Raw genomic sequence first — 26,538 nt, 5'->3', positions numbered from 1 at the left:
TTCAGGCCCTTTTTTCTCTGGTTTGAAATTCTTCTTTTACATGCTGCAGGAGATGGGGATCTGTTAACAGATCATATCCGGTCAGTGCCAGCGCTTTAGCGCCGGTCAGCATGGCGTTATATCCCTGCTCCGAATTGGCAGCATCACAAAACTCGGTTGTATGCAGATTATGAGAAGCATCGGTTATTTTGATGTAAGGATGAACAGCCGGAACCACTTGGCTTACATTTCCCAGGTCAAGAGAGCCGTGGTCATTTCCAGTCTCAATTTCCTCTGCGGGAATGCCTAACGATGCAAGATTTTTTGTAAACGAATCTGACAGGGATTCATTGGTGAGCAAGTTGGCGTAGCCAAGCTCGTAATGGGTAGCTTCCCATTCACACCCTGTACTAAGTGCTGCCCCTGCGGCACAGTCCTTTACTCGGCGGACGAGATCAGGAAGCTGTTCAACGGTAGCTGCCCGTACATAAAACCGTGCCTGGGTTTTATCAGGAATAACATTGGGAACATTTCCTCCGGCTGTAATAACGCCGTGGATTCGTACATCAGGAGTCATTTGCTGCCGGAGCGCATTGACACTGTTAAACAAGGCGATCACCGCGTCGAGAGCGTTGATTCCTTCATGCGGGGAAGCAGCTGCATGCGCTGATTTTCCTTTAAAATCAAATTGCAATGCCTCCATGGCCATGCTTGAGCCGCTTCGTTCAAACGCCTTGTAAGGATGACACATCAGCGCTGCATCCACACGGTCAAAGTAGCCCTTTTCCGCCAAATGAACTTTCGCTCCCCCTGTCTCTTCTGCAGGCGTTCCGTAGACAAGAACTTTGCCACCGGTTTCCTTGATCACTGTGCTTACTGCAATTCCTGCAGCCGTACTCATGGTACCGATCAAGTTATGTCCGCATGCATGATTAATCTCGGGCAAGGCATCATATTCAGCCAGGTAGCTGATCACAGGGCCGGGTATTCCGCTGTCATAGGTTGCAATAAATGCCGTTTCCATCCCCTCAATGTTACGCTCTACTTCAAATCCAAAGTGTTCCAGGGTTTGAATAAGTTTAGCGGAGGACTTTATTTCTTCATAGCCCAGCTCGGGATGATTCCAGATGTATCGTGCAACTTCTTTAAAAAGTGGATATTGTTCATCGAGGAATGCTGTTAGTACCTCTTTCATGGTTGATAACCTCCTATATGATGAAAAAAAGCCCTTCACAGAGTGTGAGGGGCTGCTTTTTTTTACTCTGCCGTTTCTGCTTCAGCGGGAAGTACGGCACCAATGATGATGACAAATACGGCAAATACTACACCGAAAACAGATGCCGTAGAAAATGTTGCAGAGTCATATTTTCCGCCCTGCATCGATTCCAGTACGTAAAAAGCCATATTGCTAAGTAGTAAAGACCAGATGATTGTCCAGATATAACGCATTTTGTTCACCTCAACTTTATGTAAACGACTTCTTCTTCTGATATAGTAACAAAAAATAAAGATTTTGTCTTTAAATCTTTAAGGAAATCACCCGAGAATAGGCATTTCCCTTCTCCAGTTTCACAAATCGGACATAGTATAAGTAAGAAAATATTGGATGAGGGGAGAAAAGTGAGCATCGAAGAGAGGATTTTCAGCTTAGATGGACAATGGAATACTATACATCTTCCTGAACAGCCAAACGGTTTTGCAGTAATGATATTTGGCGATTGCAATCATTTTGTAGATCAACAGTCAAGTTTGTGGAAACAAAACAAGGACCGGTTTGAACTCATTCAAACGCTCAAGCAAAAAGGCTACACCGTATTTTATTCCAATCTATATGGAAGAAATTGGGGTAACCAGGATGCGGTAAACCTGGCAAGAAGAGTTTACCGTTATGTTATAAAATATGAAATTCTTAATCCGTCTATTCATATTTTAGCGGAGGGTATGGGTGCGCTAACCGCACTGGATTTTATCAATGACATGGAAGGATCGATCCGTTCTGCGGTTTTCCTTAATCCATGCCTGAATCTCAAAAGCCATTTTCAGCAGGAGAAAAAGAACAAATTATTTTTAAAAAGAGTTCGTAAAGAAATTAGCCAGGCCTACGGGATTAAGGAAGAAAATATGGACGAATTTTTAGAGAAAACGGTAACGCGTTTTACCTTAAAACATGAGGTGCCGGTTAAAATTTTTCATGATGCAACAGGCACTGTTTATCCATTTAAAATTCACAGCCGGCCATTTGAAGCATCCTGCCTTGAAAAGGGATATGCTGTTTCACTGACCATACAAATGGCCCGTAAAAGTCTGGGGAATTTTCAGGCTGTGCCTCGGTTTTTCAGTTTATATGAATCCATCCTGTAGCAACCTGCTGCAGGATTTTTTGTGAAAATTGATTGAGATGCATACTCAGCGGGATGAACAATACGATATAGAGAGAGAAAAAGAACGGAGGAGCATTTGATGAAACGTGCTGTTGTTACAGGAGCTGCAGGATTTATTGGCTCACATCTATGCACAAAGCTGCTGGAAGATGAGATTGAAGTGATTGGAATTGATTCGGCCCGATCCACAGAGAAGTTGGATTATATCGGCCGTCATGCAAATTTTGAACTTATCAATGAGCCCATGGAACAACTGGATTTAAAGAAAATCATTAAAAAAGCCGATACCGTCTTTCATCTCGCATGCGGTATCCATTCAAATGAAGCATGGAATGACATAGAAAATAAGGTGAAGCAGCATATCCAATCCACCAGGAGTCTGATCCAGGCAATACCTTCGAAATCAGTCAAACTCATCTATGCGTCATCCTATGATGTGTATGGAAAAAAAACAGGAAAAGTGACAGAAACCTCTACAACCAATCCTGAAACCTTATTTGGCCTCATCAAGCTGACAGAAGAAAATTATATTCGTATGGCAGCAGCAAACCATCCAGTTTCCTACGTTATTCTTCGCTTTCCCACGATATATGGTCCCTGGCAGCCATCGGAAATGACTTTTCAACAAATCATCAATGTTAACGAACAGGAACGGGACACCATGAACATTAAAAAAGATTCTATAACCGAGGACGCCATTTATGTGGACGATGCCGTGCGTGCATTATGCCTGGCAGCAGAAAAAGGAGAAAAACGGACGATTTATAATATAGGAAGCGGTACAAATGGTGAATGGAGCAAGGGGTTAAAACTTCTCTCCATAAAAGAAGAAGACTTTCCAAAAGAAAAGAGGAACATGGTGGTTGTCGGTGAAAAAGCTCAGCAGGAATTAGGGTTTCAATTGGATGTCCACATTGAAGAGGGGTTAAAAAGACAAATACAGCATACCAGGCAATGGAGAAAGAATGAAGGATGAAAAAGGGAAATTTTGTTTCCCTTTTTTTTTATTTCTTCCATTATACTAGTTTAGGGGGATGACCGCGACGATAGAATGGGATGTGAACGTGAACCATGAAGATCTTACAAGGGCTATTGGTCGCATGTTTGCTGGCCGCACTGACTGGATGTCAGGAAAAAAGGGAAGGAAACCTTAAAAATGCAGGGCTGTTCGTCCAGGATACCATTAATGATCAAGGCTGGGCTGACCAGGGATACAAAGGCCTGATCAAGATCCAGGATACATACGGAAATGAAGTTGTATATAAAGAAAAAATGCAAATGAAAGCAGAAGTTAAGAAGGCCGTCAAAGAATTTCAAAAGGATGACGTAAATCTTGTTTTTGGCCACGGGAAAATTTATGCTGATTTATTCAGTCAGATCAGCAAAGATTATCCGAAGATGCACTTTGTGAGCTTTAACGGCGAGGTGACAGGTAAAAATACGACAAGCATTCATTTTAAATCGTATGCAATGGGGTTTTTTGCCGGCATGGTTGCTGCAAAAATGAGCCACTCCAACCACCTGGGTGTGATCGCCGCTCAGGAATGGCAGCCTGAAATTAAAGGATTTGCCGAAGGGGCCCATTTTCAAAAAAAAGATATCACTGTCGATACCCAAGTGATGCACAGCTGGAGCGATAAGGATCGAGCGATTGCTTCATTCAAGCGAATGGCCGCTCAGGGTGCAGATGTTTTTTATCCAACTGGTGACGATTATACTGTACCGGTAATTGATGAAGTGAAAAAGAAGGCATTATATGCCATCGGATATGTATCGGATCAATCAGATTTGGGTCGTGGTACGGTATTGACAAGCACGGTGCAAAACGTAGAATATGTATATAAATCTGTTGCTGGACAGCATGATGCTGGAAAGCTTAAGACCGGTAATCTTCAATATGGCTTCAAGGAAAAAGCCATTACAATGGGGCGTTTCAGTCCCCGGGTACCTTCTGCTTTTCAAAAAGAGATCAGGAAGGGCATTGAAGAGTATAAAAAAACCGGAAAACTCCCCAACGGAAAATTCAGTCGAGATTGAGCGCAGGAGGAAGTCCAATGAATCAGGAATTGAATATGCAGTTTATGCAAATTGCCATGAAGCATCTGCCAGAAGGAAAAGAGCTTTTGGAGAAAAAAGGAGTAGAATTGTCCATGGAGGATATCCAGCCTATGCTGAATCTTCTTCTGAAAGTCATGAACGATGCTTATGAACTTGGAAAACAAAATAAAGAATAACGTTTGTCAGTAAAGTAAAAGAGCCAACTTCTGTTGTTGGCTCTTTTACTTTTTCCTGAAAGCTGTAAACAGAGGGGAAACTTGCTGTGCAACTTTCACGGTCTGGTCGATGACAGCCATCAGTTTATTGTAATCAAAATTCCCGTCATTTGTCCGAAAGGCACTGATTAGAGGATTCGGCCTTGGAAAAGGCTGGCGGTAGGCCATTGGGATAAAAGGCGGCTCGCTGGGTGGAGGCGGCTGTTCCCTTGTTTGCCGGGGCGGTGGAAATGGGTGTCTGGCTTGCATGGCCGATCTTTGCCGCATCGGGGAGGGCGGCCCATAGCGAGGAAAATTCACATGTACCACTCCTGTATTCAGACTGATAAGCTCTATATATAATATGTCTGGATGAATAGATGGTGTGTTGTCCCATGTAATCAGCATACTGGACAAAAAATGAAAAATAAATTAAAATTAGTACCAGGTCTTAAAAATTGATACTAAACCAAATGCAGAAAGAAACAACATAAAAATATGGATAAAGGGGTAATAACATGAATGCTGGAATAATAGGTTTAGGTGCTTATGTCCCTGAAAAAGTGTTAACCAATTTTGATCTTGAAAAAATGGTGGACACCAGCGATGAATGGATTCGCACCCGTACTGGAATTGAAGAGCGAAGAATTGCGGCAGATGATGTTAATACATCACATATGTCAGAACAGGCAGCAAGGGAAGCTTTGGAAAATGCCGGGCTGAATGCAGAAGAGCTTGATCTAATCATCGTTGCCACCGTAACGCCTGATTCCCCATTTCCTTCTGTGGCTTGCTTGATCCAGGAAAGATTGGGAGCAGTTCATGCTGTAGCGATGGATATTAGTGCTGCATGTTCAGGATTTATGTACGGCATGGTGATGGCCAAACAATTTATTGAATCTGACACCTATAAAAATGTATTGGTCGTGGGAGCTGAAAAGCTGTCCAAGATAACCGATTGGAATGACAGAAATACAGCTGTATTATTTGGTGATGGAGCGGGAGCTGCAGTTATGTCCAAAGTATCTGAAGGAAGAGGAATTCTGTCCTTTGAACTGGGATCAGACGGCAGAGGCGCTAAACACCTGTACCAGGATGAGTACCTTCATATGAATGGGCGCGAGGTATTTAAATTTGCGGTACGCCAAATGGGTGAGTCCTCCATGAATGTGGTTGAAAAGGCAGGACTGACAAAAGATGATGTTGATTACCTTATCCCACATCAGGCCAACATCCGTATCATGGAAGCATCTCGTGAGCGGCTGGAGCTGCCAAAAGAAAAAATGGCAGTAACCGTTAATAAATATGGAAACACATCATCTGCTTCCATTCCTATGGCTATTTCTGATGCCTTAAAAAATGGTAAGATAAAAGATGATGACTTGCTTGTCCTCGTTGGATTTGGCGGCGGCCTGACATGGGGTGCCGTTGCGCTCCGATGGGGAAGATAGAAGATAAAAGCTGACTATTCTTCAAAGGAGAGTTGTATTAACAATGAAAAGACGCGTAGTAATCACAGGAATGGGAGCCATTTCTCCCCTTGGAAATAGTGTAGAAGAAACCTGGAACCGAATCATTGCCGGTGAATCAGGTGTTGGCCCGTTAACTCGCAGGGATCCGGAAAAATTCCCGGTAAAAGTTGCTGCAGAAGCAACAGAATTTGATCCTCATGAATATATGGACCGTAAAGAAGCGAGAAAAATGGACCGCTTCACTCAATTTGCCATCGCTGCGTCAAAAATGGCAGTAGCCGATGCCGAGCTTGATATTACAGACGAAATCGCACCTCGTGTAGGTGTGTGGATCGGTTCCGGAATTGGCGGCATGGATACGCATGAAGAGCAATTCCGCATTTTTGAGAAAAAGGGATACCGCAGGGTCAGCCCGTTTTTCGTACCGATGATGATTCCCGATATGGCAGCAGGCCAGGTTTCCATCATGCTGGGCGCTAAAGGAATGAACTCTTGTACTGTAACAGCGTGTGCTTCAGGGGCCAACTCTATTGGCGATGCATTTAAAGTCATTCAGCGTGGAGATGCGGACGCCATGATTTGCGGAGGAACGGAAGCTCCAATTACCGATATGGCGCTTGCCGGCTTCTGTCAGGCTGGAGCATTGTCCTATAATGACGATCCTGCCACTGCAAGCCGTCCGTTTGATGCAAACCGCAGCGGGTTTGTTATTGGCGAGGGTGCAGGAATCCTGGTTCTTGAAGACCTTGAATTTGCAAAAAAACGCGGAGCCAGAATTTATGCTGAAATCGTGGGTTATGCAGGAACAGGAGATGCATACCACATTACGGCACCAGCTCCTGGCGGGGAAGGCGGCGTTCGTGCGATGACTCAGGCTGTACAGGACAGCGGAATGGCACCTGAAGAAATCGACTATATCAATGCTCACGGAACGAGCACTGATTATAATGATAAGTTTGAAACGATGGCCATCAAGGAAGTCTTTGGTGATCATGCACGCAAACTAGCTGTCAGCTCCACTAAATCCATGACCGGTCATCTGTTGGGAGCAGCAGGTGGAATCGAAGCTATTTTCTCAGTAAAATCGATTCAGAATGGAATTATTCCACCTACGATCAATTATGAAACACCAGATCCTGAGTGTGATTTGGACTATGTACCAAACCAAGCCAGGAAAGTGGAAGTGAAAACCGTTCTAAGTAATTCCTTGGGCTTTGGTGGGCATAATGCAACCTTGATCTTTAAAAAATACAGCGAGTAAGAGTAAAAAGATGGTTGATCGCAATCAGCCATCTTTTTTTATTTGCTCTAGATAATTCTTCTTTCAAAAGAATATTTTGGACAACCTCTGACTATACTGTTTTTAACTAAATCGGTAAGTGAGGGGTAGCAAATGTTATATTTACGAGATGTTTGGGTGAATTGGTTTGAAGGTGAAGAAAATGGCTATAACGTTTGTGAGTTTCATGAGTGGAGGAAGGACGATTTCATCGAGCTTTTGGATCAGGTGCCAATCGTTAAATTAGAGTCTTCACTGTTTCACTACATCGAAAACGAACTCAACGATCTTCCAGACTCCCTTTTAGATGAAGTACACCAGAAAGCATACGTGAGGAAAAACAACCAGAGAGTTCAACTGGACCATTGCTTTATCATCACTGATGAAAAGAAAACCATGGTGATAGATACAATGGGCTACCGTATTCCCATCCGAAAAAGCAGGCTGATCCCAAGGCAGGAACAGCTCGTGTATGAAATGGCAGAGCAGATGGAGACCGTTTCCTACACATTTACTCCGGATATAAAAGAAAAAGAGCATCATATTCTTTCGCCTGAACCGGTTGTGATGAGAGGACTGACAAGAAAGGAACGGCAGCTGAAGCAGCTTTTGTTCATGTTGCTCGACCAGCTGCATACGACACAGAATGTGGCTGAGGTGAGATACTGGTATACCGAGTGGATGCCAGAAGAGTATATGAAGATTCAATCGATGGAATTTGAAGAAGCATGGGCAGCATTGTATTCGGAAATCAAGGACGGCTGGAGCAATCATCATTACGCCATTTGCGAACGGCTTGTAAAAGGTCAGCCCTACTTTGAAAAGATTTGGGAACTCGAAAATGGAACACATGTAAACTGAGTAAAGAAAGGAGGCTCTGCTAAAGAGTCTCCTTTTTGAGCCCCGCTTATGAAAAATCACTTGTGCACGAAAAAACCTCCGCTTCATGCGGAGGCTTTCTTCTGTTATATACGTTTTCTGGCCAATCCCATGGCACGTTCCGCTTTGTTCAGCATTTTGTTTGCTACGCGATTCGCTTTTTCGGCTCCGTGATCCAGGATATGATCAAGCTCTTCAGATTCGATCAATCTGTAATAGCGTTCCTGGATTGGCTTTAAGCGGCCGACGACTGCTCTTGCCGCTCCTTCTTTAAAATCTCCGTAACCTTTTCCTTCATACTTTCTTTCCAGTTCCTCGATGGATTCGCCTGAGCATAGTGAGTAGATGGTTAATAGGTTCGAAATGCCGGGTTTGTTTTCTTTATCATATTTTACAACACCATCGGAATCCGTAGTGGCACGCTTGATTTTTTTGGTGATGACCGTTTCATCATCCAAAATAGAAATAAACGCGTTCACATTAGCATCGGATTTGCTCATTTTTTTCGTAGGATCAACAAGAGACATAATCCTTGCTCCCACTTTAGGAATGCGCGGCTCCGGAATGGTAAAGATTTCACGGTATTTATGATTGAATCGTTCGGCTAGGTCACGTGTCAGCTCAATGTGCTGCTTTTGATCATCTCCGACAGGAACAAGCTCCGTACCATAAAGGAGAATATCGGCAGCCATGAGCGGTGGGTAGGTCAGTAACCCTGCAGAAACGGCATCCTTGCCTTTGGATTTATCCTTAAATTGCGTCATACGCTCCAGTTCTCCGATGTACGCGACACATTGCAGAACCCATCCCATTTTGGTGTGGGCAGGAACCTCCGATTGAATGAAAAGAGTGGATTTCTCGGGATCGATGCCGACAGCGAGGTACATGGCAGCAAGGCTGCGGCTGTTCTTTTTCAACTGAACCGGATCCTGCGGAACAGTGATGGCATGCTGATTCACCACACAGAAATAACAGTGATTATCCTCTTGATAGTCCACAAAATGCTGCAGGGCCCCCAAATAATTCCCTAATGTTATCGTACCGCTTGGCTGGATACCTGAAAAAATAGTTGCCATAATAAAACTTCTCCCTTTAAATAATTTATATACATACAAAAAAGGCCCATTCATCCCGTGAAAAGGGACGAATGGACCGTGGTGCCACCCTTGTTATTCCATAAAAAAAGAATATCTCTAACCCGTACTGTCATACGGCGCCCTTTCTATCGTGCGGACACACACGCCTGTTCCTACTAAACAATGTTCAGACAGGAGCTCAAAAGCCCATTCCATGTTCATTCACTGCCTGTTTCCACCGGCCACAGGCTCTCTGCGAGCTTCAAAAACATGTACTTTTCTTTATCATCGCCTTTAATTATTATTCATTCAGTTAAAAATAGTATATAAAAATTACAATAGAATTGCAACCAGACTAGAAAAAACAAACAACACAGCTCCGGAACAAAGCAGAGGAAAGACAAAATTGCCAGATACCCGTTCGGACAGGCTGAAGTTTGAGGCTTCTTCCTGGCTCTCTGCGTACTCGGCTGACTTCGAGAATGATTTCATCACTTTTTTGACTGTCTTTGAAAAAAGATCGAAGAATCCGCCCCTAACAACAAATAACACTAAGCCGATCAGGACCAGAGCAAGCCCCACCATAAAAAGGTTGTCCACCACATGAATGAGATGAAGCTTCTTATCCGACAAAAATTCAATGAAAAGTGATAGTAAAACAGACCCTGCGGTCAATAGTGCTGAAGCCGAAAAACGTGACATCGATTTACTCCCATCATTTTCAAATTCATAGCTGTATTATTCATTTTACCATGAACAGAAGATGCAGGCATACTACTTTATACCTATCAATTATCCGAACGTTTACTGAAGAAGAGTGCATATAGGTTCAGAGTTATTAGAAAATATAAAAAACGAAGGGTAAGAAAGGAGGATATTTTGCACATTTTGATGGAATTTAATGGATAACAGAAGGGATGAAAACACTGAACAATCGTAGGTATTTAGTCCTATTTTTTGTTAAAGAAACGTAAATAAATTGGGCTTTTTGTAAAAGTCGTAAAAAAAAGTATATGCATAATAGTATGAAAACTTGTATAATACGAATGTGGGCAAAATGTCTGATAATTCACGAAGCTTTGGCTCACTAATTAGGTAAACAGAAAAAGGGGAGGTCAATCAATGAAGAAGTCAAAATGGTCGTTATTACTAACGATTGTGCTCGTTTTGAGCGTTTTCCTTTCTGCGTGCAGCGGTAAAAAAGAGGAAAAAGCGAGCGGGGACAGTTCAAGTAAAGGTGGGGGTTCTAAAGAAAAGGTCCTAAACCTTATGGAAACTTCCGAAATCCCGTATCTTGACAACATCATGGCAGACGATCAAGTTTCTCTAAACTTGGCAAACAATGTATACGAAGGTCTTTATACCTTGAACGACAAGGATGAGCCAGTTCTGTCCGGGGCTGCCGAAGAACCAGAAGAGAAAGATGGCGGCAAGACCTGGGTATTTAAACTTCGCGATGACGCTGTTTGGAGCAATGGTGATCCTGTAACAGCAAACGATTATGTTTTTGCCTGGAGAAAAGCTGTAAGCAAAGACACAGCTACTCAATACTCTTTCATCTATCAAGTTGCAGGCATCCTGAATGCTGACAAAATTCTAAACCCTGAAGATCCAATGTATAACAAAACGGATAAGCTTGGTATCAAAGCTATTGACGATCATACAATTGAAGTGAAGTTCGCTGGTCCAACCAGTGCAAAACCTTACTTAAAAGCGGTTCTTTCATTCCCGACTTTCTATCCACAACCTGAAAAGTTTGTTAAAGAACAAGGGAAACAATACGCTTTAGAAGCTGACAAAGCTCTTTACAACGGTCCTTTCGCTCTTACAAAATGGGAGCATGAAAAAGGATGGGTATTGGAAAAGAACGATAAATATTGGGACAAGAAGAATGTAAAAGTTGATAAAATCAACGTAAACATCCTTAAAGACGAAGCAACTCGTATTAACTTGTTTGAAACTGGAAAACTAGACCGCACAACAATTTCTGCGGAATATGTTGACCAATATAAAGATAAAAAAGACGTTTTCAGCACAGTGCCTGAATCTTCTGTGTTCTTCCTTCGTATGAACCAAAAGAACAAAGCACTAGCAAACAATAACATCCGCCATGCGATTGACATGGGCTGGGATAAGAAGCAATTAACAGACGTATTGTTGAATAACGGATCTGTTCCTGCATATTTCTTGGTGCCGTCCAAGTTTGTTAACGGTCCAGACGGAGCTGACTTCCGTGAGAAAAATGGCGACATGAACAAAGGTGACGCTAAGAAAGCAAAAGAATATTGGGAAAAAGGCTTGAAAGAGCTTGGAGTTAAAAAGGTAAGTCTTACTCTTCTTAACTATGACACTGATACGGCACAAAAAGATGCACAGTTCATCAAAAACCAATTGGAGAAAAACCTTCCTGGTCTATCTCTGAAAATCAAAGCTCAACCTTTCAAGCAAAAGCTTAAGCTTGAGGAAAACTTGGATTATGACATTTCATACGCTGGTTGGGGACCTGACTACCCAGATCCAATGACATTCGTTGACATGTTTGTAACGGGTGGTTCTCACAACGAAATGAACTACTCCAACAAAAAGTATGATGAGCTAATTAAAAAGGCTTCATCTGAAACAGATCTTAAAAAACGTTGGGAAATGATGCAGCAAGCTGAAAAAATCCTAATCGAAGACGATGCGGCAATCAGCCCTATGTACCAACGTGGATATGCATTTATCACAAAATCAAATATTAAAAATATCCACAACCATTCATTTGGTGGGGATTATAGCTACAGAGATTGGGACGTTAAGTAAAAACTAGGGTTTTATAGATGTACCAGGAGAGTATATGTCAGTTAGCCATATACTCTCCTTTTAACTGCAAATGACTTATTAGTAAAAATTTGTCGAAAATTCTAACGAAACTATTGTAGGATATTGTTTTGTCACTTAATATAGAGATATAGGTATTAAGCAGGGGTTTATTTTTTTAGGAGGTGCAATAGTGGCTCGTTTCGTACTAAAACGATTGCTTTACATGCTGATCACACTATTTATTATTACTTCATTTACGTTTTTCCTTATGAAGCTGCTGCCAGGTTCTCCGTTTAACAATGAGGAGAAACTGACAGATCAACAAAAATTTATTTTGAATGAAAAGTATGGATTGAATGATCCCGTCCCTGTTCAGTATTTCAACTACATGGGTAATCTGGTTAAAGGAGACATGGGTGTATCCTTCCAATATGACAACCGTCCTGTTTCTACCATGATTGCTGAAAGAATCGGGCCTTCCGCTGTTCTTGGTGTTGAAGCAACGATTATAGGAACGATCATTGGCTTAATTTTGGGAATTGCTGCAGCTTTAAAGCACAATACATCAATTGATTATTTGTCATCACTGATTGCGGTATTGGGAATATCCATTCCATCCTTTGTTTTTGCAGGAGTTTTACAATATTACGTAGGGGTTAAGTTAGAATGGCTGCCCGTTGCCCTTTGGGACGGTCCGAAATATCATGTTCTGCCAGCACTTTCGTTATCTGTTTTTGTTATAGCAACTGTGGCCAGGTTCATGAGAACGGAAATGCTTGAAGTGTTGGGACAAGATTATATTACAACTGCTAAATCCAAAGGACTTTCTAACTTGGTCGTAATTTGGAAACATACCATCCGGAACGCATTGATTCCTGTGGTGACTATTTTGGGGCCATTAGCTATAAACCTGATCACGGGAACGCTGATCATCGAAAAAATCTTTGCTGTTCCTGGTTTAGGATTTCAATTTGTTTCATCTATAACATTGAATGACTATCCAGTCATTATGGCGACGACCATTTTTTACAGTGTGTGCTTTATCATCGTCATACTGATTGTGGATATTTTATACGGAGTAATTGACCCTAGAATCAGGGTTGCAGGAGGCAAGGGATAATGAGCATGCATGAAAAACAACTAAACAACGACTTATTCCAACCTGCGGTCAGGTCTTCGGACGATGCCGAAAAAATCACAAAAGAAAGTACCTCCTTCTGGCAGGACGCCAGAAGGAGATTGTTTGAAAACAAAGGAGCCGTTGCAGGGCTGATCATCATTGTGGCAATCTTGCTCCTTGCATTTCTTGGACCGCTATTCAGCCATAACGGCTTTGATGACCAGGATACAAGCCGTACCAACCTGCCTCCAAGAGTTCCTGTTCTTGAAAAGGTAGGCTTCCTCGGTCTCGATGGAGTAGACATCCGCGGTGTAGATCAGTACAAAATGAAAAACCAAAAAGACAATTACTATTGGTTTGGTACAGATGCTCTGGGAAGAGACCAGTTCGTCAGGGTATGGAAAGGAACACAGATCTCCTTATACATCGCGTTTTTGGCGGCTGCCATTGACATGGTGATTGGTGTCGCCTACGGTGCTATTTCAGGTTACTATGGCGGAAAAACGGATAATATCATGCAAAGGATTATCGAGATTCTTATTGGTATCCCTAACCTGATTGTTGTTATTCTGATGATTCTGATTCTTGATCCAGGTATCCTCTCAATTACATTCGCTATGGTTATTACCGGCTGGACGACGATGGCACGTATCGTACGAGGACAGATTTTAAAGTTGAAAACTCAGGAGTATGTTCTTGCATCTGTTACGCTTGGTGCGAAGAGTTCAAGAATCCTTACCAAGCACATGTTTCCAAATATTTTAGGGTCCATCATCATTACATCTATGTTTACCATTCCGAGTGCAATCTTTACAGAGGCGTTCTTAAGCTTCATTGGTCTCGGGATTTCACCGCCGACTGCGTCTCTTGGATCATTGGTAAACGAAGGGTTTAAATCATTGCAAATTTATCCGCACCTTGTATTGTACCCGGCTGTAATTATTTCTTTAATTATGATCAGCTTTAACCTTCTCGGTGACGGCTTGCGTGATGCACTAGATCCTAAGATGCGTAAATAGGGGGAGAAATAGATGAAAAATATTCTAGAACTAAATAATGTCAATGTCTCCTTTCATACGTTTGCAGGCGAAGTAAAAGCTGTCCGGGGGGTCAATCTTCATCTTGAAAAAGGAGAATCTCTTGCAATTGTAGGAGAATCAGGTTCCGGAAAATCCGTTACTTCAAAATCCATCATGAGATTGCTGCCTGAAAAAACGAGTGAAATTAAAGAAGGAGAAATCCTTTTTGAAGGAAGAGATCTTACCAAGCTTTCCAACCGTGAGATGGAAAAAATTCGCGGTTCTGAAATTTCAATGATCTTTCAGGACCCGATGACTTCTCTTAACCCGACGATGACAGTTGGGAAGCAGATCATGGAAGGCCTTCGAAAACATCAGAATTTATCCAAAAATGAAGCGAAGGAACGTGCGATCAATCTGTTGAAATTGGTTGGTATTCCAAATCCCGAGCTTCGTATTAATGAATATCCTCACCAATTTTCAGGTGGGATGAGACAGCGTGTGGTGATTGCCATTGCGCTGGCATGTAACCCTAAGGTATTGATTGCCGACGAGCCAACAACAGCTCTTGATGTAACCATTCAGGCACAGATTCTCGACTTAATGAGAGATTTGCAGCAAAAGACAGGAACTGCCATTATTTTAATCACGCATGATCTTGGCGTAGTGGCGAATCTGTCTCAGCGGGTAGCCGTTATGTATGGCGGCACCATTGTTGAAACAGGAACAACCGATGAAGTTTTTTATAATCCAAAGCATCCGTATACATGGGGGTTATTATCTTCCATGCCGAAGTTGAATTCTGCGGATAAAGAATTAATGGCCATTCCAGGTACACCACCGAACTTGCTTAATCCTCCAAAAGGCTGCCCTTTTGCTGCCCGTTGCCCTTATGCAATGCAGGTGTGTGTAGACAACATGCCGGATGTGACCGATGTTACTTCCACGCATAAAACGGCATGCTGGCTTCTGGATGAGCGTGCGCCTCAGGTTGAACCGCCTGAAGCCGCATTAGTAGGAGGTGCCCGTTAATGGCAGTCGTTGAACGAGAAAAATTATTGGAAGTAAAAAATCTCAAAAAGCACTTCAATGTTGGGAAAAATGCTGTCTTAAAAGCGGTTGATAATGTCAGCTTTGATATATATAAAGGAGAGACTCTCGGACTGGTTGGAGAATCCGGATGCGGAAAATCCACGACAGGACGAACCATCATCCGCCTTTATGAAGCCACAGGCGGGAATGTGACCTTTGAAGGCAAGGATGTTCATGGCAAAAAGTCCAGAAAAGATTTAAAGTCGTTTAACCGCCGCATGCAAATGATTTTCCAGGATCCGTATGCTTCATTGAACCCAAGGATGACAATCAAGGATATTATTGCCGAGGGAATAGACATCCACGGTCTGGCAAAAAACGATAAAGAACGTATGGAAAGAGTCTATGAGCTTCTTGAAACAGTAGGCTTGAACCGTGCACATGCGAGCCGTTATCCGCACGAGTTTTCCGGCGGACAACGCCAGCGTATCGGTATTGCCCGTGCACTTGCTGTAGACCCGGATTTCATTATTGCGGATGAACCAATTTCAGCGCTGGATGTTTCCATTCAGGCTCAAGTGGTCAACCTGATGATGAAACTTCAGAAAGAGCGCGGTCTAACGTATTTGTTTATCGCGCATGACCTTTCCATGGTTAAGCATATTTCTGACCGTGTAGGTGTGATGTATCTTGGTAACATTGTAGAACTGGCAGAAAGTGATGAGCTTTACGAAGAACCATTGCATCCTTACACCCAGGCTCTTCTCTCCGCTATTCCTGTTCCTGATCCGGAAGTGGAACGCAGCAGGGAGCGTATCATTCTTGAAGGCGATCTCCCTAGCCCGATCAGCCCTCCAAGCGGCTGCCGGTTCCGTACAAGGTGCCCGCACGCAATGGATGTGTGTGCCAGCAAAGAACCGAAATGGTTGGAAGCGCGGGAAGGCCACTGGGTAGCTTGCCATCTTTATGACAATGAGTTGAACACTGAGAATAAACAGCAGTAAATACAGCGATCTCCTGTATATCGGGAGATCGTATTGTGTTATGTTAAGGAAGCAAGGAATCTTTTCTAGTGAGGTCATTGAATGAATATTACGTTTGTACTGGATAGTGCCAGCGATTATTGTGCAGAGCATCATGCGTTATCCGTTCCTTTAGCCGTCGTTCCTCTTAATATTACGTTTGGCAGCGACCATTTCTTAGATGGCGAAACGATCAGCACGGATATGTTTTACGAGAGAATGGCAAAAGAAGAACACCTTCCAAAAACCAGCCAGCCATCCCCGCAAGCCTTTTTGAATGTATTCCAAAAAGAGATTGAAAAAGGGAATGAGCTTATATATGTAGGGCTTTCATCGAATTTGAGCGGAACTGTGCAAAGCGCGTCCATTGCTAAAGGGATGCTTGATGAAAAGGTCCAGAACAGAGTCCACATTATCGATTCAGGTACTGCTTCTGCAGGGGTTCAAGTGTTGATTAAACTTGCAGACTCTCTGGTCTGCCAAGGCAAAAATGCAAAGCAGGTTGTTGAGGAGATTGAACAACAAAAGGAAACCATTATTGCTTACGTGCTCCTGGAGACATTGGAGAATGTTAAAAAGGGCGGGCGTATTTCAGCAGTTCAAGGTGCTATTGCGGAATTTTTAAATATTAAACCGCTCCTATCAGTACAAAATGGAATCGTTGAAACAGTGGGGAAGTTTAGGGGAAAGAAAAAGGGACTTTGCAAGCTGAAAGAGATCCTGCAGGATTGGCACCATCAGCATCCTGAGAAAGAACTCTTTATCATTCACAGCCTTCCGTCAAAACAGGAAGTAATCAAAGAGTTTGGCGAATTTTTCTCATTCTCTAAATTTAAATCGGTTACATTTACACGCTTTGGAAGTACCATTGGAACTTATGCCAGTGAAAACGCGATAGGATTTATCCTTCATTAAAATATAAAAAACACTCCGTATGATTTGTTTATACGGAGTGTTTTAGATTTTCAGTCTCATATTGAGCATCCACCAATCGGTCCAATTTTTTAATGCGGGAAAGTGCGGTCTTCATATCCAGATTTCGATAATGATGCATTCCGCCTGGCTCTTCGTCTGCTTCATCTGCCAATGCTACTACCCGTTGAAGAGGCAACAGGTCCAGCTGTCCTTTTGGAAGATAGGAATCGGTGTGAAGTAAAATGGCTAAAGCAATTTCTTTGGCTTTACGAGGATCTTCTCCAAGCCGGATCAGCAGCTTATGTGCCCGTTCCGCTCCTTTTATCGCATGGATATCATTCTCTTTGTAAAGCGAGTAGTCCCATTGGCCATTCGTATACCAGGTATAGTGTCCGACATCATGCAACAATGCCGCTTTTGTGGCAAGATCAGGATCGACTCCATACTCTTTTGCAAACGATAAGGCATGATAGGCGGTAGCAATCGCATGAACAACACCAGACCTGTTCAAGTACTTTTGGGCGGATGGTTGCTGAAAAATATCGGTTAATGTTACATTTCTCATCGCAATTTCTCCTTCCTTTGTTCTTTTAAAAAAAACCCACCTTATTCAGAGGGCTTGTTTCTCCAGAAATGTATATTGTTATATACTATACCACCAAAATGGAGGTGTATCAACAAATAAAAATGTAAAATAATTGGGAGCGCTCTCATTTGAACAAAAATTAAAGAAGGGATTTCTCCCTTCTTTATTAAAAATATTCCTTCCAGCGCTTGGTTACCAATTCATTGATATCTGGCCGTGTTTCAACCGTTTCAGGATAAAAAGGTTTCATTCGTGCATCAATAATGATAGGGCCGCTGTATTTTAATTTATTCCGATCCACCTCATGTTTCGCATACAGATCAAAGGCAGGGTCGAACCGGGTAAAGGTGGTCCATAAAAATTGTGATTGAGAAGCTGCAATGGAGGCATCATCCACCAGGAAAACAAGCTGCCAGTCGCTAAGCTGCCGAGCTGCAGTTGCCAACAGTTTTTCAGCAAAATCAGGATCGTCTTCAAAAGATGGACCGGAAAGGCATATACACCCTCCACAGTACAGCTGGACATCATGAATACCCGGAATGGTTGCACCATCATAGGTCCTCCGCAATTCTCTGACAGGCTCACCAAGGCCTGTCATGACCGCTTTGCTGCCGGTGTTGAATTTTCGCCCCGTATAGTCCAAGGTGTCCATCGAGGTATCGTTAAGGATGAGGAGATCACGCTCAGGCAAAAAGCGCTCAAGCACAGCTTCGAGCAACTGAGAAAAATCCTGCAAATCCACATCTTTATTCGTCACCATCAAGAACTTAGTTAACGTCAGCTGGCCTTCACCCATAATACGCAGCGCATGGGCAAGTCCTTCTTTATAATAGGATTCACGGACAACTGCACCAGCAAGGGCATGGAAGCCTGTTTCTGCGTATGTCCACAATTGTTTAACCCCGTTCATTACCACTGGGAAAAGGGGGCTCATAAGGCGTTGCAGGTATTCTCCGATAAAGTAATCTTCCTGTCTTGGTTTTCCCACGACTGTAGCAGGGTAGATGGCATCCTTACGCTTCCACATCCGGCCAACTTCAAAAACAGGGAAATCGTGTGCCCATGAATAATAGCCATAATGGTCTCCAAACGGTCCTTCTGGTTCTCTAACATGCGGAGGCGCATAACCGCCAAACGCGAACTCCGCTTCTGCGATCAATGGATGTGGATACCCGGGAGCGTGAGTAAGATTCAGCTTGTCACCCATGAGCATGGAAGTGAACATAAGCTCAGGGACAGCTTCAGGAAGCGGGGCGATGGCACTGATGGTAAGCGCGGGTGGACCTCCAAGGAATAATGTCACAGGCAGCTTTTGATTCATCTGCTCTGCTTCATAGTGGTGAAAGCCGCCGCCCTTATGAATCTGCCAGTGAATCCCGGTTTTCTTTTCTTCTTTAATTTCAATTCGGTACATACCAAGATTGTGTTCATGTTTTCCGGGATGCTCCGTATACACAAGAGGAAGCGTAATAAAAGGATTGCTGTCCAGATGCCATCCTGTCAAGGCAGGCAGCTTCTTCATATTAACGTCTGTTGTATAGTGCTCCATAACAGGAGCTTTAGAAGGTTTAACTGCTCGTGTTCCTATTTTCAAAACATCTTTTATCATTCCTCTTTTTCCCCATAATTTTGACGGGGAAGGAGGGAGGAGATCATCGATTGAGTCAACCAGCTGCTGCACGAGAACTTCTGGTTTGGGACCGAATGCGAGCTCCACGCGCCGGATTGTGCCGAATAAATTGGTTACCACAGGGGTATCTGAGCCTTTTACATTGGTAAACAGCAAAGCAGGACCCTGCTCGTCAATTACTCTCCGATGAATTTCGGGGATTTCAAGATAAGGGTCAACCGGTGCATTTATTTCAATTAGTTCATTTTCTTGTCGAAGTTGTTGTATAAAGGTACGTATGTTAATATGCATGTATCCACCTCTAGTATGTAATTAAAATCTTCTAAGTAATATCTTTATCTTCACAAAAAAACAACTTCCCGTAAAGTAGAAGCTGTTCAAAGGTCTCTTCTTTTTACATTTCTCCAGCTTGACTGAAACGATTTGGTACGATCCACAAATTTTAAAACCGACTTTCCGCCAAACAACTTAAGTGAAAACCAATGTGAAATGATCCCCATGAATGCGGTTAAACCGATGACAAAAACGGCGAGCAGAAGCAAATCCCGGAAAAACAAGGCCATCAAATCCCCTCCAGTGAAAAGGCATTCATTCCTCTTCATTGTATAAGATGTTTATCCCTTTGGAAAGAGGGAAAACTAGTTGGTGGTAAATTTACTAACTCTATAACTAAATAACTGCGTTAGGAGCTGGCTTATTATTATGAACTGGTATGACAAATTGAATCAATACTTTCCGATTGAGGAAATGAAATCAAAAGAACACATGGAACTCCTTTTGAAGGATAAAGGAGACATCTACCATAAAGATGAAGGTCCTCATCATGTATTAATGTATGTTGAACTGGACGACTTTATCTTTATTGATTATTTATTTGTAGCAAAAGAGTCAAGAGGTCAGGGGCTTGGAAAAAAACTTCTGCAGCAGCTGAAAGAAAAGCGAAAGCCGATCATACTTGAAGTCGAACCCATCGATTATGAAGACACAGATACAGAAAAAAGGCAGCGTTTCTATCGCAGGGAAGACTTTACCCATGCTTCAAAAATCGGGTACAGACGAAAATCCCTTGCAACCGACAAAGTGAACGAAATGGAGATTCTTTACTGGGCTCCCGAAGGAGAAAGTGAAGAAAGTGTTTATGAAAACATGAAAAAGACGTATAATGAAATACACACGTACAAAGATAAAGAATTGTACGGTAAAGCATATGAAGATGTAACCGATGTATTAACCTTTCAGCACGATAAAGGCGCCATAACCGAGTAATTTCTATGGCAAGGAGGTATCTGCATGAAAGCCAAGGAAAAGAAAAAACAGACCAAACGGGAAATGCTTAAAGAGATGCTGAAAAAGAATCTTAGAGGCTTATCAAATGTTCCCAAAAAAGGTCCTGCTTCGCAAGTCAAATCAATTGCATAATCAAGCATATAGGATGAAAATTTCTTCATCCTATTTCTTTTTTTATGTTTTGTGAAACTTTTTACAGGGTAATACGTCTATATAATTGAATTACATAATTTCGATTATGGTGTATAAGTTTTATTACATTTTTGTGAAGACCTTTCTTGTTTAAAGAAAATGTAGTATAATAAAAAATATGATTTAATAACTATTTTAAAGTAGATACTAAATCAGGAGTATGGGGAAGGAGAAGATCCATATGGTTACTCTATTTACTTCGCCGAGTTGTACATCTTGTCGTAAGGCAAAAGCGTGGTTAAAAGAAAATGAAATTCCATACCAAGAAAGAAATATTTTTTCAGAGCCTTTAAGCATAGAGGAAGTTAAACAGATTCTTCGCATGACAGAGGACGGAACGGATGAAATCATTTCTACCCGTTCAAAGACGTTTCAGGAATTGAACTTGAACGTTGAAACTATGCCCCTTCAGGATTTGTATCAGTTAATTGCTGACAATCCAGGGCTATTAAGAAGGCCAATTATCATGGATGAAAAACGACTCCAGGTAGGCTACAATGAAGATGAAATCAGAAGGTTTTTACCTAGAAAAGTCCGTACGTACCAGCTTCTTGAAGCACAGCGTATGGTTAACTAAAAAAACTTCTACAGATTAACTTCTGTAGAAGCTTTTTTATTTGGATTTTTTTGCTTTTTTAATGAATACACCTGCAAGCATGACGCCGAGGACGACAAAGATGATTACGCCGTATTCCAAAGCGGGATTTGATCTGAAGAAGGGCTGCAGTTCCTTTTCGGATATAATCATGCCAGCCGCTGTATAAGCAAGAATGGCCGAACCGATATAAATCAAAAAAGGAAATCGTTCCATTAAGTGAAGAATGGCTTTACTTCCCCAAATAATGATCGGCACAGAAACAAGCAGTCCAATAATAACGAGCGGAATGGAGCCGTGTGACGCTCCGGCAACTGCCAATACATTATCCAGGCCCATGGCAACATCGGCCACAACAATCGTGCGTATAGCCCCAATGAGTGACATTCCAGGTTTGATATCGTTTTCCTCATCATCGTCAACAAGCAGCTGAAAAGCAATGTAAATAAGAAGCAATCCGCCAATCAGATAAAGAAATGGTACCATCAGCAAATAAACAACGAGTACAGTTAAGAGTACCCTTACAACGATGGCAAGGCCTGTCCCAATTAAGATCGCTTTATTGCGTTGCCGCTCCGGAAGATTTCTGCTGGCTAAGGCAATGACAATGGCATTATCTCCTCCAAGAAGAATATCTATCGCGATAATTTGCAACAGTGCGATCAAAAAATCGGCTTCCACGAATCTAAAACCCCTTTCAGGTGATAAACCCCATCATGTGTGTTAATATATACGAAAATGTTTTAATAAAGACCATTGAATTATATGACAGCAGATATAGGGCGTCAAGAAAAGCTCTTTTGATGAAAAAAAGGGCAGAAAAATGGGTCAGCATTTTTATTTCCAACTTTGAACTTTTGTCATAGAATAAGAGTACAAGAATGAAGCAACTTTGGATTGAATTTTCTTATTTTAGGGAAAAGTGACTATACATCATACCCAGGGGAAAATATCCCTTCATAGGATACAATACGGAAAGAAGGGAGAGAACGAAATGGAAATCGAAAGAGTAAATGAATTTACCATAAAGTTTTTCATTACGTATAGAGATATAGAAGACCGCGGTTTTGATCGAGAAGAAATATGGTCAGATCGTGAACGGGGGGAAGAGCTGTTCTGGGAAATGATGGACGAAGCCCATCAACAAGAACAATTTCCGCTTGAAGGACCGTTATGGATTCAGGTTCAAGCATTGGATAAAGGACTTGAAATCATTGTAACCAGAGCCCAAATGTCCAAGGATGGCACGAAATTGGAGTTGCCGTTAGGTGATGAAAAAATTGATCTTCCTGTGGATAAAAATATCGAAAAAATACTGGATCAGCAATTTGCTACAGATGAATCAGATATAGCAGAGGATATTGAGCTAGCAGATGAAGATTATCTCTCATTCCTGCTGGCGTTTAAGGATTTCGAGGACATGATCATGCTCTCTCATAATGTTGACAGCACCCTGTTTGCCAACTCCCTGTACCACTTTGAAAATAAGTATTACTTGTATGTGACTTTCAATCCAGAGACGACAGATCGGGAACAAGATGACTTATTGTCTCAATTGCTTGAATATGGTGCTGATTCGGATGCTTCCATCCACCGGATTCAAGAATACGGAAAGCAAATCATTGCAGAGCACGCGCTCGAAGAGGTCTCTACTCACTTTAACCTTTAAGCAAAAACCGATTTCATAACTGGAATCGGTTTTTTTGTTATTGAAAACTTTGGAGAGGTAAAATAAACTAAAAGAAAAAGGAGTGATGTCATGCTCGTTGCTTATTTGGACAACGGGACCCGGGTTAATCTGTTAACCGGTTATACGAAAGATGAGCTAAAAGAAATGCAGCGCAAAAACGGTTTTTACTGTCCGGAATGCCGCAGCAGGATGCAGATTAAAGCAGGTACGATGAAAGTGTGGCATTTTTCCCACCTTCCCGGCGTCAGTGATTGCTCCCTGTTAAAAGGAGAGTCCATGTATCACCTTCTCGGCAAAAAACTTCTGTATGAACAGGCCAGCAGGCAATATTCCGATGTGCTTTTGGAACCGTTCTTTCCGGATATCTCCCAGCGGCCGGATTTTTTTATCCCCGCCAACTTTCCCATTGAGTTTCAATGCTCGACCATGTCTCCATCCCTTTTTATGAAACGGACGAAAGGTTATATCGGCAAGGGAATGTCACCAAAATGGATTTTGGGCAAAAAAAGACTGAAGATACTGAGCCCCTTTATGTTTCAGCTTTCCTCATTTGATTGGCTTACTGCGAAACTTTCATCACCTCAACTTCCATCCCTCACTTATTTTTGCCCGGAAGAGGCAAAAGTGCTTCATTTAACGTCGATCATTCCTGTTACCTCAACCCGTGTTTACGGAACCCTTTTTCAAACTCCACTAGAAGAGTATTCCTTTCAAGAATTACAAACCCCGCCTTCAGAAAAAAACACCAACTCCTTATTTCCTGTTACCTCCTGGCTTCACATGAAAAAACAGTGGAGACTCTACGCCTTTAAACAAAATCACCCAACCTTTTACTATTTAAAAAAACTTTTTCTTCAAAATGGATCCGCCATAGCCTATTTCCCTTCTGAAGCCGGTATGCCTGTATTGGGTTCCTACACGTTGACCGAGCCCTCTTATGTCTGGCAATCATACCTTCTGCTTTTAAGCATCATTCCTTTAAAAATGGGAGAGCCCATCAGTTTTTCACGTGCCTATAAATCCATGCAATGGCTGGTTGAGAAAAAACTGCTGACAACAAGGAAGCTGCCCCTGATTGAAACCCACTATTCGCATGCTGTTTTGAACTATCTCGATCTTTTATGTGCTTACGGTGTATTAAAGCCGGCAGGAAAACATCAATTTATTAAAATTCGACAGCCTGTGTTCCCGAGCACAATGGATAAGGCGTTAAAAAATGATTTCCATATCATGCAGTTCAGTGTAAAACATGGTTTGAATCCACTGTTTTCTGGTAAAATGTAGTTATGCACAATACTACAGATGGAGGTGCAGCCAAATGGCTCAAACCAAATCCAAGTCTCTTCCAAAAAGAGAAGAGCTGCCATTGCAGGATACATGGGATCTTGAAGCGATTTATGCAACCAACGACAAATGGGAAGAAGAATTTAGTGAAGTTAAACGCTTATTGCCGGAAGTTAAGCAGTTCCAAGGAAAACTGGGTGAATCAGCAGATATGCTGTTTCAGTTTTTTCAAAAACAGGATGAGCTGACAAAAAAGCTTGGGAAGCTGTATACATACGCCCATATGAGATATGATCAGGATACAACAAACTCACTTTATCAGGGACTGAACGACAGGGCATCTAACCTTGCCACACAGGTGGGCAGTTCATTATCATTTGCCGTGCCGGAAATATTGTTACTCCCGGAAGAAACGATTGACTCCTATATCAAGGATAACAAGGATCTTGGGTTGTACAAGCATGTCCTTGATGAAATTAACCGCCAAAGACCGCATGTTCTTTCTAAAGAGGAGGAAGCATTGCTGGCTGATGTCAGCGAAGTAACGGCAAGCCCTAGTACAACCTTTGGCATGCTGAACAATGCAGATTTAAAGTTTCCTGTGATTAAAGATGAAAATGGCGAAGAAATCGAGGTAACCCACGGAAGATATATTCGCTTTCTTGAAAGCAGCGACCGCCGCGTAAGGGAAGATGCCTTTAAAGCAGTGTACGGCACGTATGACAAGTTTAAGAATACCTTCGCAAGCACCTTGGCGGGTACTGTGAAAAAAGATAACTTTTTTGCTAGAACGAGAAAGTTTGATTCAGCCAGACAAGCGGCATTGAATGATAACAACATTCCAGAAGAGGTTTATGAGAATCTGGTTAAAACCGTAAATGATCATCTGCATTTGCTTCACCGGTATGTGGATATACGGAAGCGAGCTCTTAATCTGGATGAATTGCATATGTATGATCTGTATACACCGCTTGTACAGGATGTGAAAATGGAAGTAACCTATGAAGAAGCCAAGAAGCTCGTACTGGAGAGCCTGGATCCGATGGGTGAAGAATATAAGAACATCGTAAAAGAAGGCTTTGAAAAACGGTGGATTGATGTTCATGAAAACGCTGGAAAGAGGAGCGGTGCCTATTCTTCCGGAGCATACGGAACCATGCCATACATTCTTCTTAACTGGCAGGACAATGTCAATAATCTTTTTACATTGACTCATGAAGTCGGACATTCTGTTCACAGCTATTATACTAGGGAATCTCAGCCTTATCCGTACGCCGATTATTCCATCTTTGTAGCGGAAGTGGCATCTACGTGCAATGAAGCCTTACTAAATCACTATATGCTGAACAAAACAAAGGATAAGCAAGAGAAATTGTATTTGTTGAATCACCATCTTGAAGGGTTCCGGGGGACCGTTTTCAGGCAAACCATGTTTGCAGAGTTCGAGCAGGCAATCCATGTACGTGCGGCGAATGGGGAACCGTTAACGCCAGAACTACTGACTCAGATCTATTACGATTTGAATGTAAAGTACTTTGGCGAGAATGTGGTGATTGACAAGGAAATTGGTCTGGAGTGGTCCAGAATCCCGCATTTTTATTACAATTTCTATGTGTATCAATATTCCACAGGCTTCAGTGCGGCAGCCTCACTTTCCAAGCAAATCCTGGAAGAGGGCGAGAGTTCGGTTTCCCGGTATATTGACTTTCTGAAAGCAGGGTCCTCTGATTATCCGATTGAGGTACTGAAAAAAGCAGGAGTGGATATGACAACTTCCAAGCCGGTTGAAGATGCTTTGAAAGTTTTTGAAGAAATATTGGATGAGATGGAAAGCTTGCTGTTTGAACAATAAAAAGAAGCTCCTTGCCGTTCCCCGGCCGGGAGCTTTCTTTCATTGATGAAAAAGCTTATTAAGTTTATAGCGATAGTTCAGGCATAACATTAATAACAGGATGGCCACAAACAGAATGGGGACTGAAAGAGCAAAGGATATCATCTTCAACAACGATAAAAGAAAGAAATAAAAACCGCCAGCAAGCATGAATG

At 42.2% G+C, this 26,538-nt stretch carries 28 protein-coding genes and 1 other annotated feature; of the genes, 19 read left to right on the top strand and 9 right to left on the bottom strand.

From position 1 onward, the window contains the following. Nucleotide 1 precedes the first annotated feature (1 nt). Together DMO16_RS07250 and DMO16_RS07245 are read right to left on the bottom strand one after the other, a co-directional pair. On the bottom strand, nt 2-1,174 hold the full coding sequence (locus DMO16_RS07250; protein WP_129476325.1) for a M20 family metallopeptidase: 1,173 nt from the start codon (nt 1,172-1,174) through the stop codon (nt 2-4). 62 nt (nt 1,175-1,236) lie between these two features. Next, nucleotides 1,237-1,428 carry a YjzD family protein gene (locus DMO16_RS07245; protein ID WP_061968958.1) on the bottom strand — a complete coding sequence of 64 codons (192 nt, stop codon included), beginning with the start codon at nt 1,426-1,428 and terminating at the stop codon, nt 1,237-1,239. 171 nt (nt 1,429-1,599) lie between these two features. Between DMO16_RS07245 and DMO16_RS07240 the strand changes: the two genes are divergently transcribed. The 4 genes from DMO16_RS07240 to DMO16_RS07225 all read left to right on the top strand — a co-directional run bounded on the left by DMO16_RS07240 (nt 1,600) and on the right by DMO16_RS07225 (nt 4,594). Then, nucleotides 1,600-2,340, top strand: a complete 741-nt coding sequence (locus DMO16_RS07240) for a hypothetical protein (RefSeq protein ID WP_061968961.1) — start codon at nt 1,600-1,602, stop codon at nt 2,338-2,340. Nucleotides 2,341-2,439: 99 nt separating this feature from the next. Beyond that, complete coding sequence (locus DMO16_RS07235) at nt 2,440-3,336, top strand: NAD-dependent epimerase/dehydratase family protein (protein WP_061968963.1); 897 nt, start codon at nt 2,440-2,442, stop codon at nt 3,334-3,336. A gap of 95 nt (nt 3,337-3,431) precedes the next feature. Beyond that, the gene (locus DMO16_RS07230) at nt 3,432-4,397 is read left to right on the top strand and encodes a BMP family ABC transporter substrate-binding protein (protein WP_129476322.1); all 966 of its coding nucleotides are present in this window, start codon (nt 3,432-3,434) and stop codon (nt 4,395-4,397) included. A 17-nt stretch (nt 4,398-4,414) separates the two neighbouring features. Then, complete coding sequence (locus DMO16_RS07225; RefSeq protein WP_061968968.1) at nt 4,415-4,594, top strand: ComZ family protein; 180 nt, start codon at nt 4,415-4,417, stop codon at nt 4,592-4,594. Between the two features lie 45 nt (nt 4,595-4,639). Here DMO16_RS07225 and DMO16_RS07220 read toward each other — a convergent pair whose 3' ends face one another. Further along, entirely contained in the window at nt 4,640-4,933 is a 294-nt protein-coding gene (locus DMO16_RS07220) for a YppG family protein (RefSeq protein WP_061968970.1), read from the bottom strand. Nucleotides 4,934-5,130: 197 nt separating this feature from the next. Here DMO16_RS07220 and DMO16_RS07215 point away from each other — a divergent pair, with 197 nt between their 5' ends. From DMO16_RS07215 to DMO16_RS07205, 3 genes are all read left to right on the top strand, one after another. Then, entirely contained in the window at nt 5,131-6,063 is a 933-nt protein-coding gene (locus DMO16_RS07215) for a beta-ketoacyl-ACP synthase III (RefSeq protein WP_061968972.1), read from the top strand. 43 nt (nt 6,064-6,106) lie between these two features. Further along, the gene (gene fabF, locus DMO16_RS07210) at nt 6,107-7,345 is read left to right on the top strand and encodes a beta-ketoacyl-ACP synthase II (protein WP_129476318.1); all 1,239 of its coding nucleotides are present in this window, start codon (nt 6,107-6,109) and stop codon (nt 7,343-7,345) included. Nucleotides 7,346-7,477: 132 nt separating this feature from the next. Then, complete coding sequence (locus DMO16_RS07205) at nt 7,478-8,224, top strand: YjbA family protein (RefSeq protein WP_061968975.1); 747 nt, start codon at nt 7,478-7,480, stop codon at nt 8,222-8,224. Between the two features lie 104 nt (nt 8,225-8,328). Here the strand turns inward: DMO16_RS07205 and trpS are convergent, their stop codons facing one another. After that, complete coding sequence (gene trpS, locus DMO16_RS07200; RefSeq protein WP_061968977.1) at nt 8,329-9,318, bottom strand: tryptophan--tRNA ligase; 990 nt, start codon at nt 9,316-9,318, stop codon at nt 8,329-8,331. Between the two features lie 60 nt (nt 9,319-9,378). Continuing rightward, nucleotides 9,379-9,616 (bottom strand) — a binding site (T-box leader). A gap of 35 nt (nt 9,617-9,651) precedes the next feature. Next, nucleotides 9,652-10,020: a DUF3899 domain-containing protein gene (locus DMO16_RS07195; protein ID WP_061968979.1), complete on the bottom strand. Its 369-nt coding sequence runs from the start codon at nt 10,018-10,020 to the stop codon at nt 9,652-9,654. Between the two features lie 420 nt (nt 10,021-10,440). On the opposite strand from DMO16_RS07195, the gene DMO16_RS07190 reads away from it, so the two are divergent. From DMO16_RS07190 to DMO16_RS07165, 6 genes are all read left to right on the top strand, one after another. Further along, nucleotides 10,441-12,120, top strand: a complete 1,680-nt coding sequence (locus tag DMO16_RS07190; protein ID WP_129476316.1) for a peptide ABC transporter substrate-binding protein — start codon at nt 10,441-10,443, stop codon at nt 12,118-12,120. Nucleotides 12,121-12,310: 190 nt separating this feature from the next. Continuing rightward, nucleotides 12,311-13,240 (top strand): oligopeptide ABC transporter permease, encoded by a 930-nt coding sequence (gene opp3b / locus DMO16_RS07185; protein WP_061968983.1) that lies wholly within the window; start codon nt 12,311-12,313, stop codon nt 13,238-13,240. 5 nt (nt 13,241-13,245) lie between these two features. Continuing rightward, the gene (gene opp3C, locus DMO16_RS07180; protein ID WP_129480326.1) at nt 13,246-14,259 is read left to right on the top strand and encodes an oligopeptide ABC transporter permease; all 1,014 of its coding nucleotides are present in this window, start codon (nt 13,246-13,248) and stop codon (nt 14,257-14,259) included. Nucleotides 14,260-14,271: 12 nt separating this feature from the next. Further along, nucleotides 14,272-15,291, top strand: coding sequence for an ABC transporter ATP-binding protein (locus DMO16_RS07175; RefSeq protein ID WP_061968988.1), 1,020 nt, complete (start codon nt 14,272-14,274; stop codon nt 15,289-15,291). Continuing rightward, the gene (locus tag DMO16_RS07170) at nt 15,291-16,295 is read left to right on the top strand and encodes an ABC transporter ATP-binding protein (RefSeq protein ID WP_061968990.1); all 1,005 of its coding nucleotides are present in this window, start codon (nt 15,291-15,293) and stop codon (nt 16,293-16,295) included. Before DMO16_RS07175 ends, DMO16_RS07170 begins: the two co-directional genes overlap by 1 nt. Before the next feature lie 81 nt (nt 16,296-16,376). Continuing rightward, nucleotides 16,377-17,228, top strand: coding sequence for a DegV family protein (locus DMO16_RS07165; RefSeq protein WP_129476313.1), 852 nt, complete (start codon nt 16,377-16,379; stop codon nt 17,226-17,228). Nucleotides 17,229-17,256: 28 nt separating this feature from the next. On the opposite strand, the gene DMO16_RS07160 is transcribed toward DMO16_RS07165, so the two are convergent. From DMO16_RS07160 to DMO16_RS07150, 3 genes are all read right to left on the bottom strand, one after another. Then, nucleotides 17,257-17,793, bottom strand: a complete 537-nt coding sequence (locus DMO16_RS07160; protein WP_061968994.1) for an HD domain-containing protein — start codon at nt 17,791-17,793, stop codon at nt 17,257-17,259. Nucleotides 17,794-17,980: 187 nt separating this feature from the next. Then, on the bottom strand, nt 17,981-19,735 hold the full coding sequence (locus DMO16_RS07155) for a UbiD family decarboxylase (RefSeq protein ID WP_129476310.1): 1,755 nt from the start codon (nt 19,733-19,735) through the stop codon (nt 17,981-17,983). An 86-nt stretch (nt 19,736-19,821) separates the two neighbouring features. Then, nucleotides 19,822-20,007, bottom strand: coding sequence for a hypothetical protein (locus DMO16_RS07150; protein WP_061968999.1), 186 nt, complete (start codon nt 20,005-20,007; stop codon nt 19,822-19,824). A 139-nt stretch (nt 20,008-20,146) separates the two neighbouring features. Here DMO16_RS07150 and DMO16_RS07145 point away from each other — a divergent pair, with 139 nt between their 5' ends. The 3 genes from DMO16_RS07145 (at nt 20,147) to spxA (ending at nt 21,500) form a co-directional block, all read left to right on the top strand. Beyond that, a complete protein-coding gene (locus DMO16_RS07145) occupies nt 20,147-20,710 on the top strand; it encodes a GNAT family N-acetyltransferase (RefSeq protein ID WP_061969001.1) in 564 nt (187 codons plus the stop codon). 24 nt (nt 20,711-20,734) lie between these two features. Beyond that, nucleotides 20,735-20,863, top strand: a complete 129-nt coding sequence (locus DMO16_RS25140; protein ID WP_276203841.1) for a hypothetical protein — start codon at nt 20,735-20,737, stop codon at nt 20,861-20,863. A gap of 241 nt (nt 20,864-21,104) precedes the next feature. Continuing rightward, the gene (gene spxA, locus DMO16_RS07140) at nt 21,105-21,500 is read left to right on the top strand and encodes a transcriptional regulator SpxA (RefSeq protein ID WP_061969003.1); all 396 of its coding nucleotides are present in this window, start codon (nt 21,105-21,107) and stop codon (nt 21,498-21,500) included. A gap of 36 nt (nt 21,501-21,536) precedes the next feature. On the opposite strand, the gene DMO16_RS07135 is transcribed toward spxA, so the two are convergent. Further along, nucleotides 21,537-22,199, bottom strand: coding sequence for a TerC family protein (locus DMO16_RS07135; RefSeq protein WP_129476306.1), 663 nt, complete (start codon nt 22,197-22,199; stop codon nt 21,537-21,539). Nucleotides 22,200-22,512: 313 nt separating this feature from the next. Here DMO16_RS07135 and mecA point away from each other — a divergent pair, with 313 nt between their 5' ends. From mecA to pepF, 3 genes are all read left to right on the top strand, one after another. Beyond that, nucleotides 22,513-23,187: an adaptor protein MecA gene (gene mecA, locus DMO16_RS07130; RefSeq protein WP_129476303.1), complete on the top strand. Its 675-nt coding sequence runs from the start codon at nt 22,513-22,515 to the stop codon at nt 23,185-23,187. Nucleotides 23,188-23,277: 90 nt separating this feature from the next. Continuing rightward, a complete protein-coding gene (locus DMO16_RS07125; RefSeq protein WP_129476300.1) occupies nt 23,278-24,492 on the top strand; it encodes a competence protein CoiA in 1,215 nt (404 codons plus the stop codon). Nucleotides 24,493-24,526: 34 nt separating this feature from the next. Next, nucleotides 24,527-26,344, top strand: a complete 1,818-nt coding sequence (gene pepF / locus DMO16_RS07120) for an oligoendopeptidase F (RefSeq protein WP_129476297.1) — start codon at nt 24,527-24,529, stop codon at nt 26,342-26,344. Nucleotides 26,345-26,538: the final 194 nt, after the last annotated feature.

Source organism: Fictibacillus sp. S7 (assembly GCF_004127935.1).
In the GTDB taxonomy this organism is placed as follows: domain Bacteria; phylum Bacillota; class Bacilli; order Bacillales; family Fictibacillaceae; genus Fictibacillus_C; species Fictibacillus_C enclensis.
Note: the sequence above shows the minus strand (reverse complement) of the source record. Positions and strands in the feature narration are given on the sequence as shown.

Excerpts from the sequence above, each read along its gene's own strand:
- DMO16_RS07250 (WP_129476325.1), bottom strand. The coding sequence starts at position 1,174 with ATGAAAGAGGTACTAACAGCATTCCTCGATGAACAATATCCACTTTTT.
- DMO16_RS07245 (WP_061968958.1), bottom strand. The coding sequence starts at position 1,428 with ATGCGTTATATCTGGACAATCATCTGGTCTTTACTACTTAGCAATATG.
- DMO16_RS07235 (WP_061968963.1), top strand. The coding sequence starts at position 2,440 with ATGAAACGTGCTGTTGTTACAGGAGCTGCAGGATTTATTGGCTCACAT.
- DMO16_RS07230 (WP_129476322.1), top strand. The coding sequence starts at position 3,432 with ATGAAGATCTTACAAGGGCTATTGGTCGCATGTTTGCTGGCCGCACTG.
- DMO16_RS07225 (WP_061968968.1), top strand. The coding sequence starts at position 4,415 with ATGAATCAGGAATTGAATATGCAGTTTATGCAAATTGCCATGAAGCAT.
- DMO16_RS07215 (WP_061968972.1), top strand. The coding sequence starts at position 5,131 with ATGAATGCTGGAATAATAGGTTTAGGTGCTTATGTCCCTGAAAAAGTG.
- fabF (WP_129476318.1), top strand. The coding sequence starts at position 6,107 with ATGAAAAGACGCGTAGTAATCACAGGAATGGGAGCCATTTCTCCCCTT.
- DMO16_RS07205 (WP_061968975.1), top strand. The coding sequence starts at position 7,478 with ATGTTATATTTACGAGATGTTTGGGTGAATTGGTTTGAAGGTGAAGAA.
- trpS (WP_061968977.1), bottom strand. The coding sequence starts at position 9,318 with ATGGCAACTATTTTTTCAGGTATCCAGCCAAGCGGTACGATAACATTA.
- DMO16_RS07195 (WP_061968979.1), bottom strand. The coding sequence starts at position 10,020 with ATGTCACGTTTTTCGGCTTCAGCACTATTGACCGCAGGGTCTGTTTTA.
- DMO16_RS07190 (WP_129476316.1), top strand. The coding sequence starts at position 10,441 with ATGAAGAAGTCAAAATGGTCGTTATTACTAACGATTGTGCTCGTTTTG.
- opp3C (WP_129480326.1), top strand. The coding sequence starts at position 13,246 with ATGCATGAAAAACAACTAAACAACGACTTATTCCAACCTGCGGTCAGG.
- DMO16_RS07175 (WP_061968988.1), top strand. The coding sequence starts at position 14,272 with ATGAAAAATATTCTAGAACTAAATAATGTCAATGTCTCCTTTCATACG.
- DMO16_RS07170 (WP_061968990.1), top strand. The coding sequence starts at position 15,291 with ATGGCAGTCGTTGAACGAGAAAAATTATTGGAAGTAAAAAATCTCAAA.
- DMO16_RS07165 (WP_129476313.1), top strand. The coding sequence starts at position 16,377 with ATGAATATTACGTTTGTACTGGATAGTGCCAGCGATTATTGTGCAGAG.
- DMO16_RS07160 (WP_061968994.1), bottom strand. The coding sequence starts at position 17,793 with ATGAGAAATGTAACATTAACCGATATTTTTCAGCAACCATCCGCCCAA.
- DMO16_RS07155 (WP_129476310.1), bottom strand. The coding sequence starts at position 19,735 with ATGCATATTAACATACGTACCTTTATACAACAACTTCGACAAGAAAAT.
- DMO16_RS07150 (WP_061968999.1), bottom strand. The coding sequence starts at position 20,007 with ATGGCCTTGTTTTTCCGGGATTTGCTTCTGCTCGCCGTTTTTGTCATC.
- DMO16_RS07145 (WP_061969001.1), top strand. The coding sequence starts at position 20,147 with ATGAACTGGTATGACAAATTGAATCAATACTTTCCGATTGAGGAAATG.
- DMO16_RS25140 (WP_276203841.1), top strand. The coding sequence starts at position 20,735 with ATGAAAGCCAAGGAAAAGAAAAAACAGACCAAACGGGAAATGCTTAAA.
- spxA (WP_061969003.1), top strand. The coding sequence starts at position 21,105 with ATGGTTACTCTATTTACTTCGCCGAGTTGTACATCTTGTCGTAAGGCA.
- mecA (WP_129476303.1), top strand. The coding sequence starts at position 22,513 with ATGGAAATCGAAAGAGTAAATGAATTTACCATAAAGTTTTTCATTACG.
- DMO16_RS07125 (WP_129476300.1), top strand. The coding sequence starts at position 23,278 with ATGCTCGTTGCTTATTTGGACAACGGGACCCGGGTTAATCTGTTAACC.
- pepF (WP_129476297.1), top strand. The coding sequence starts at position 24,527 with ATGGCTCAAACCAAATCCAAGTCTCTTCCAAAAAGAGAAGAGCTGCCA.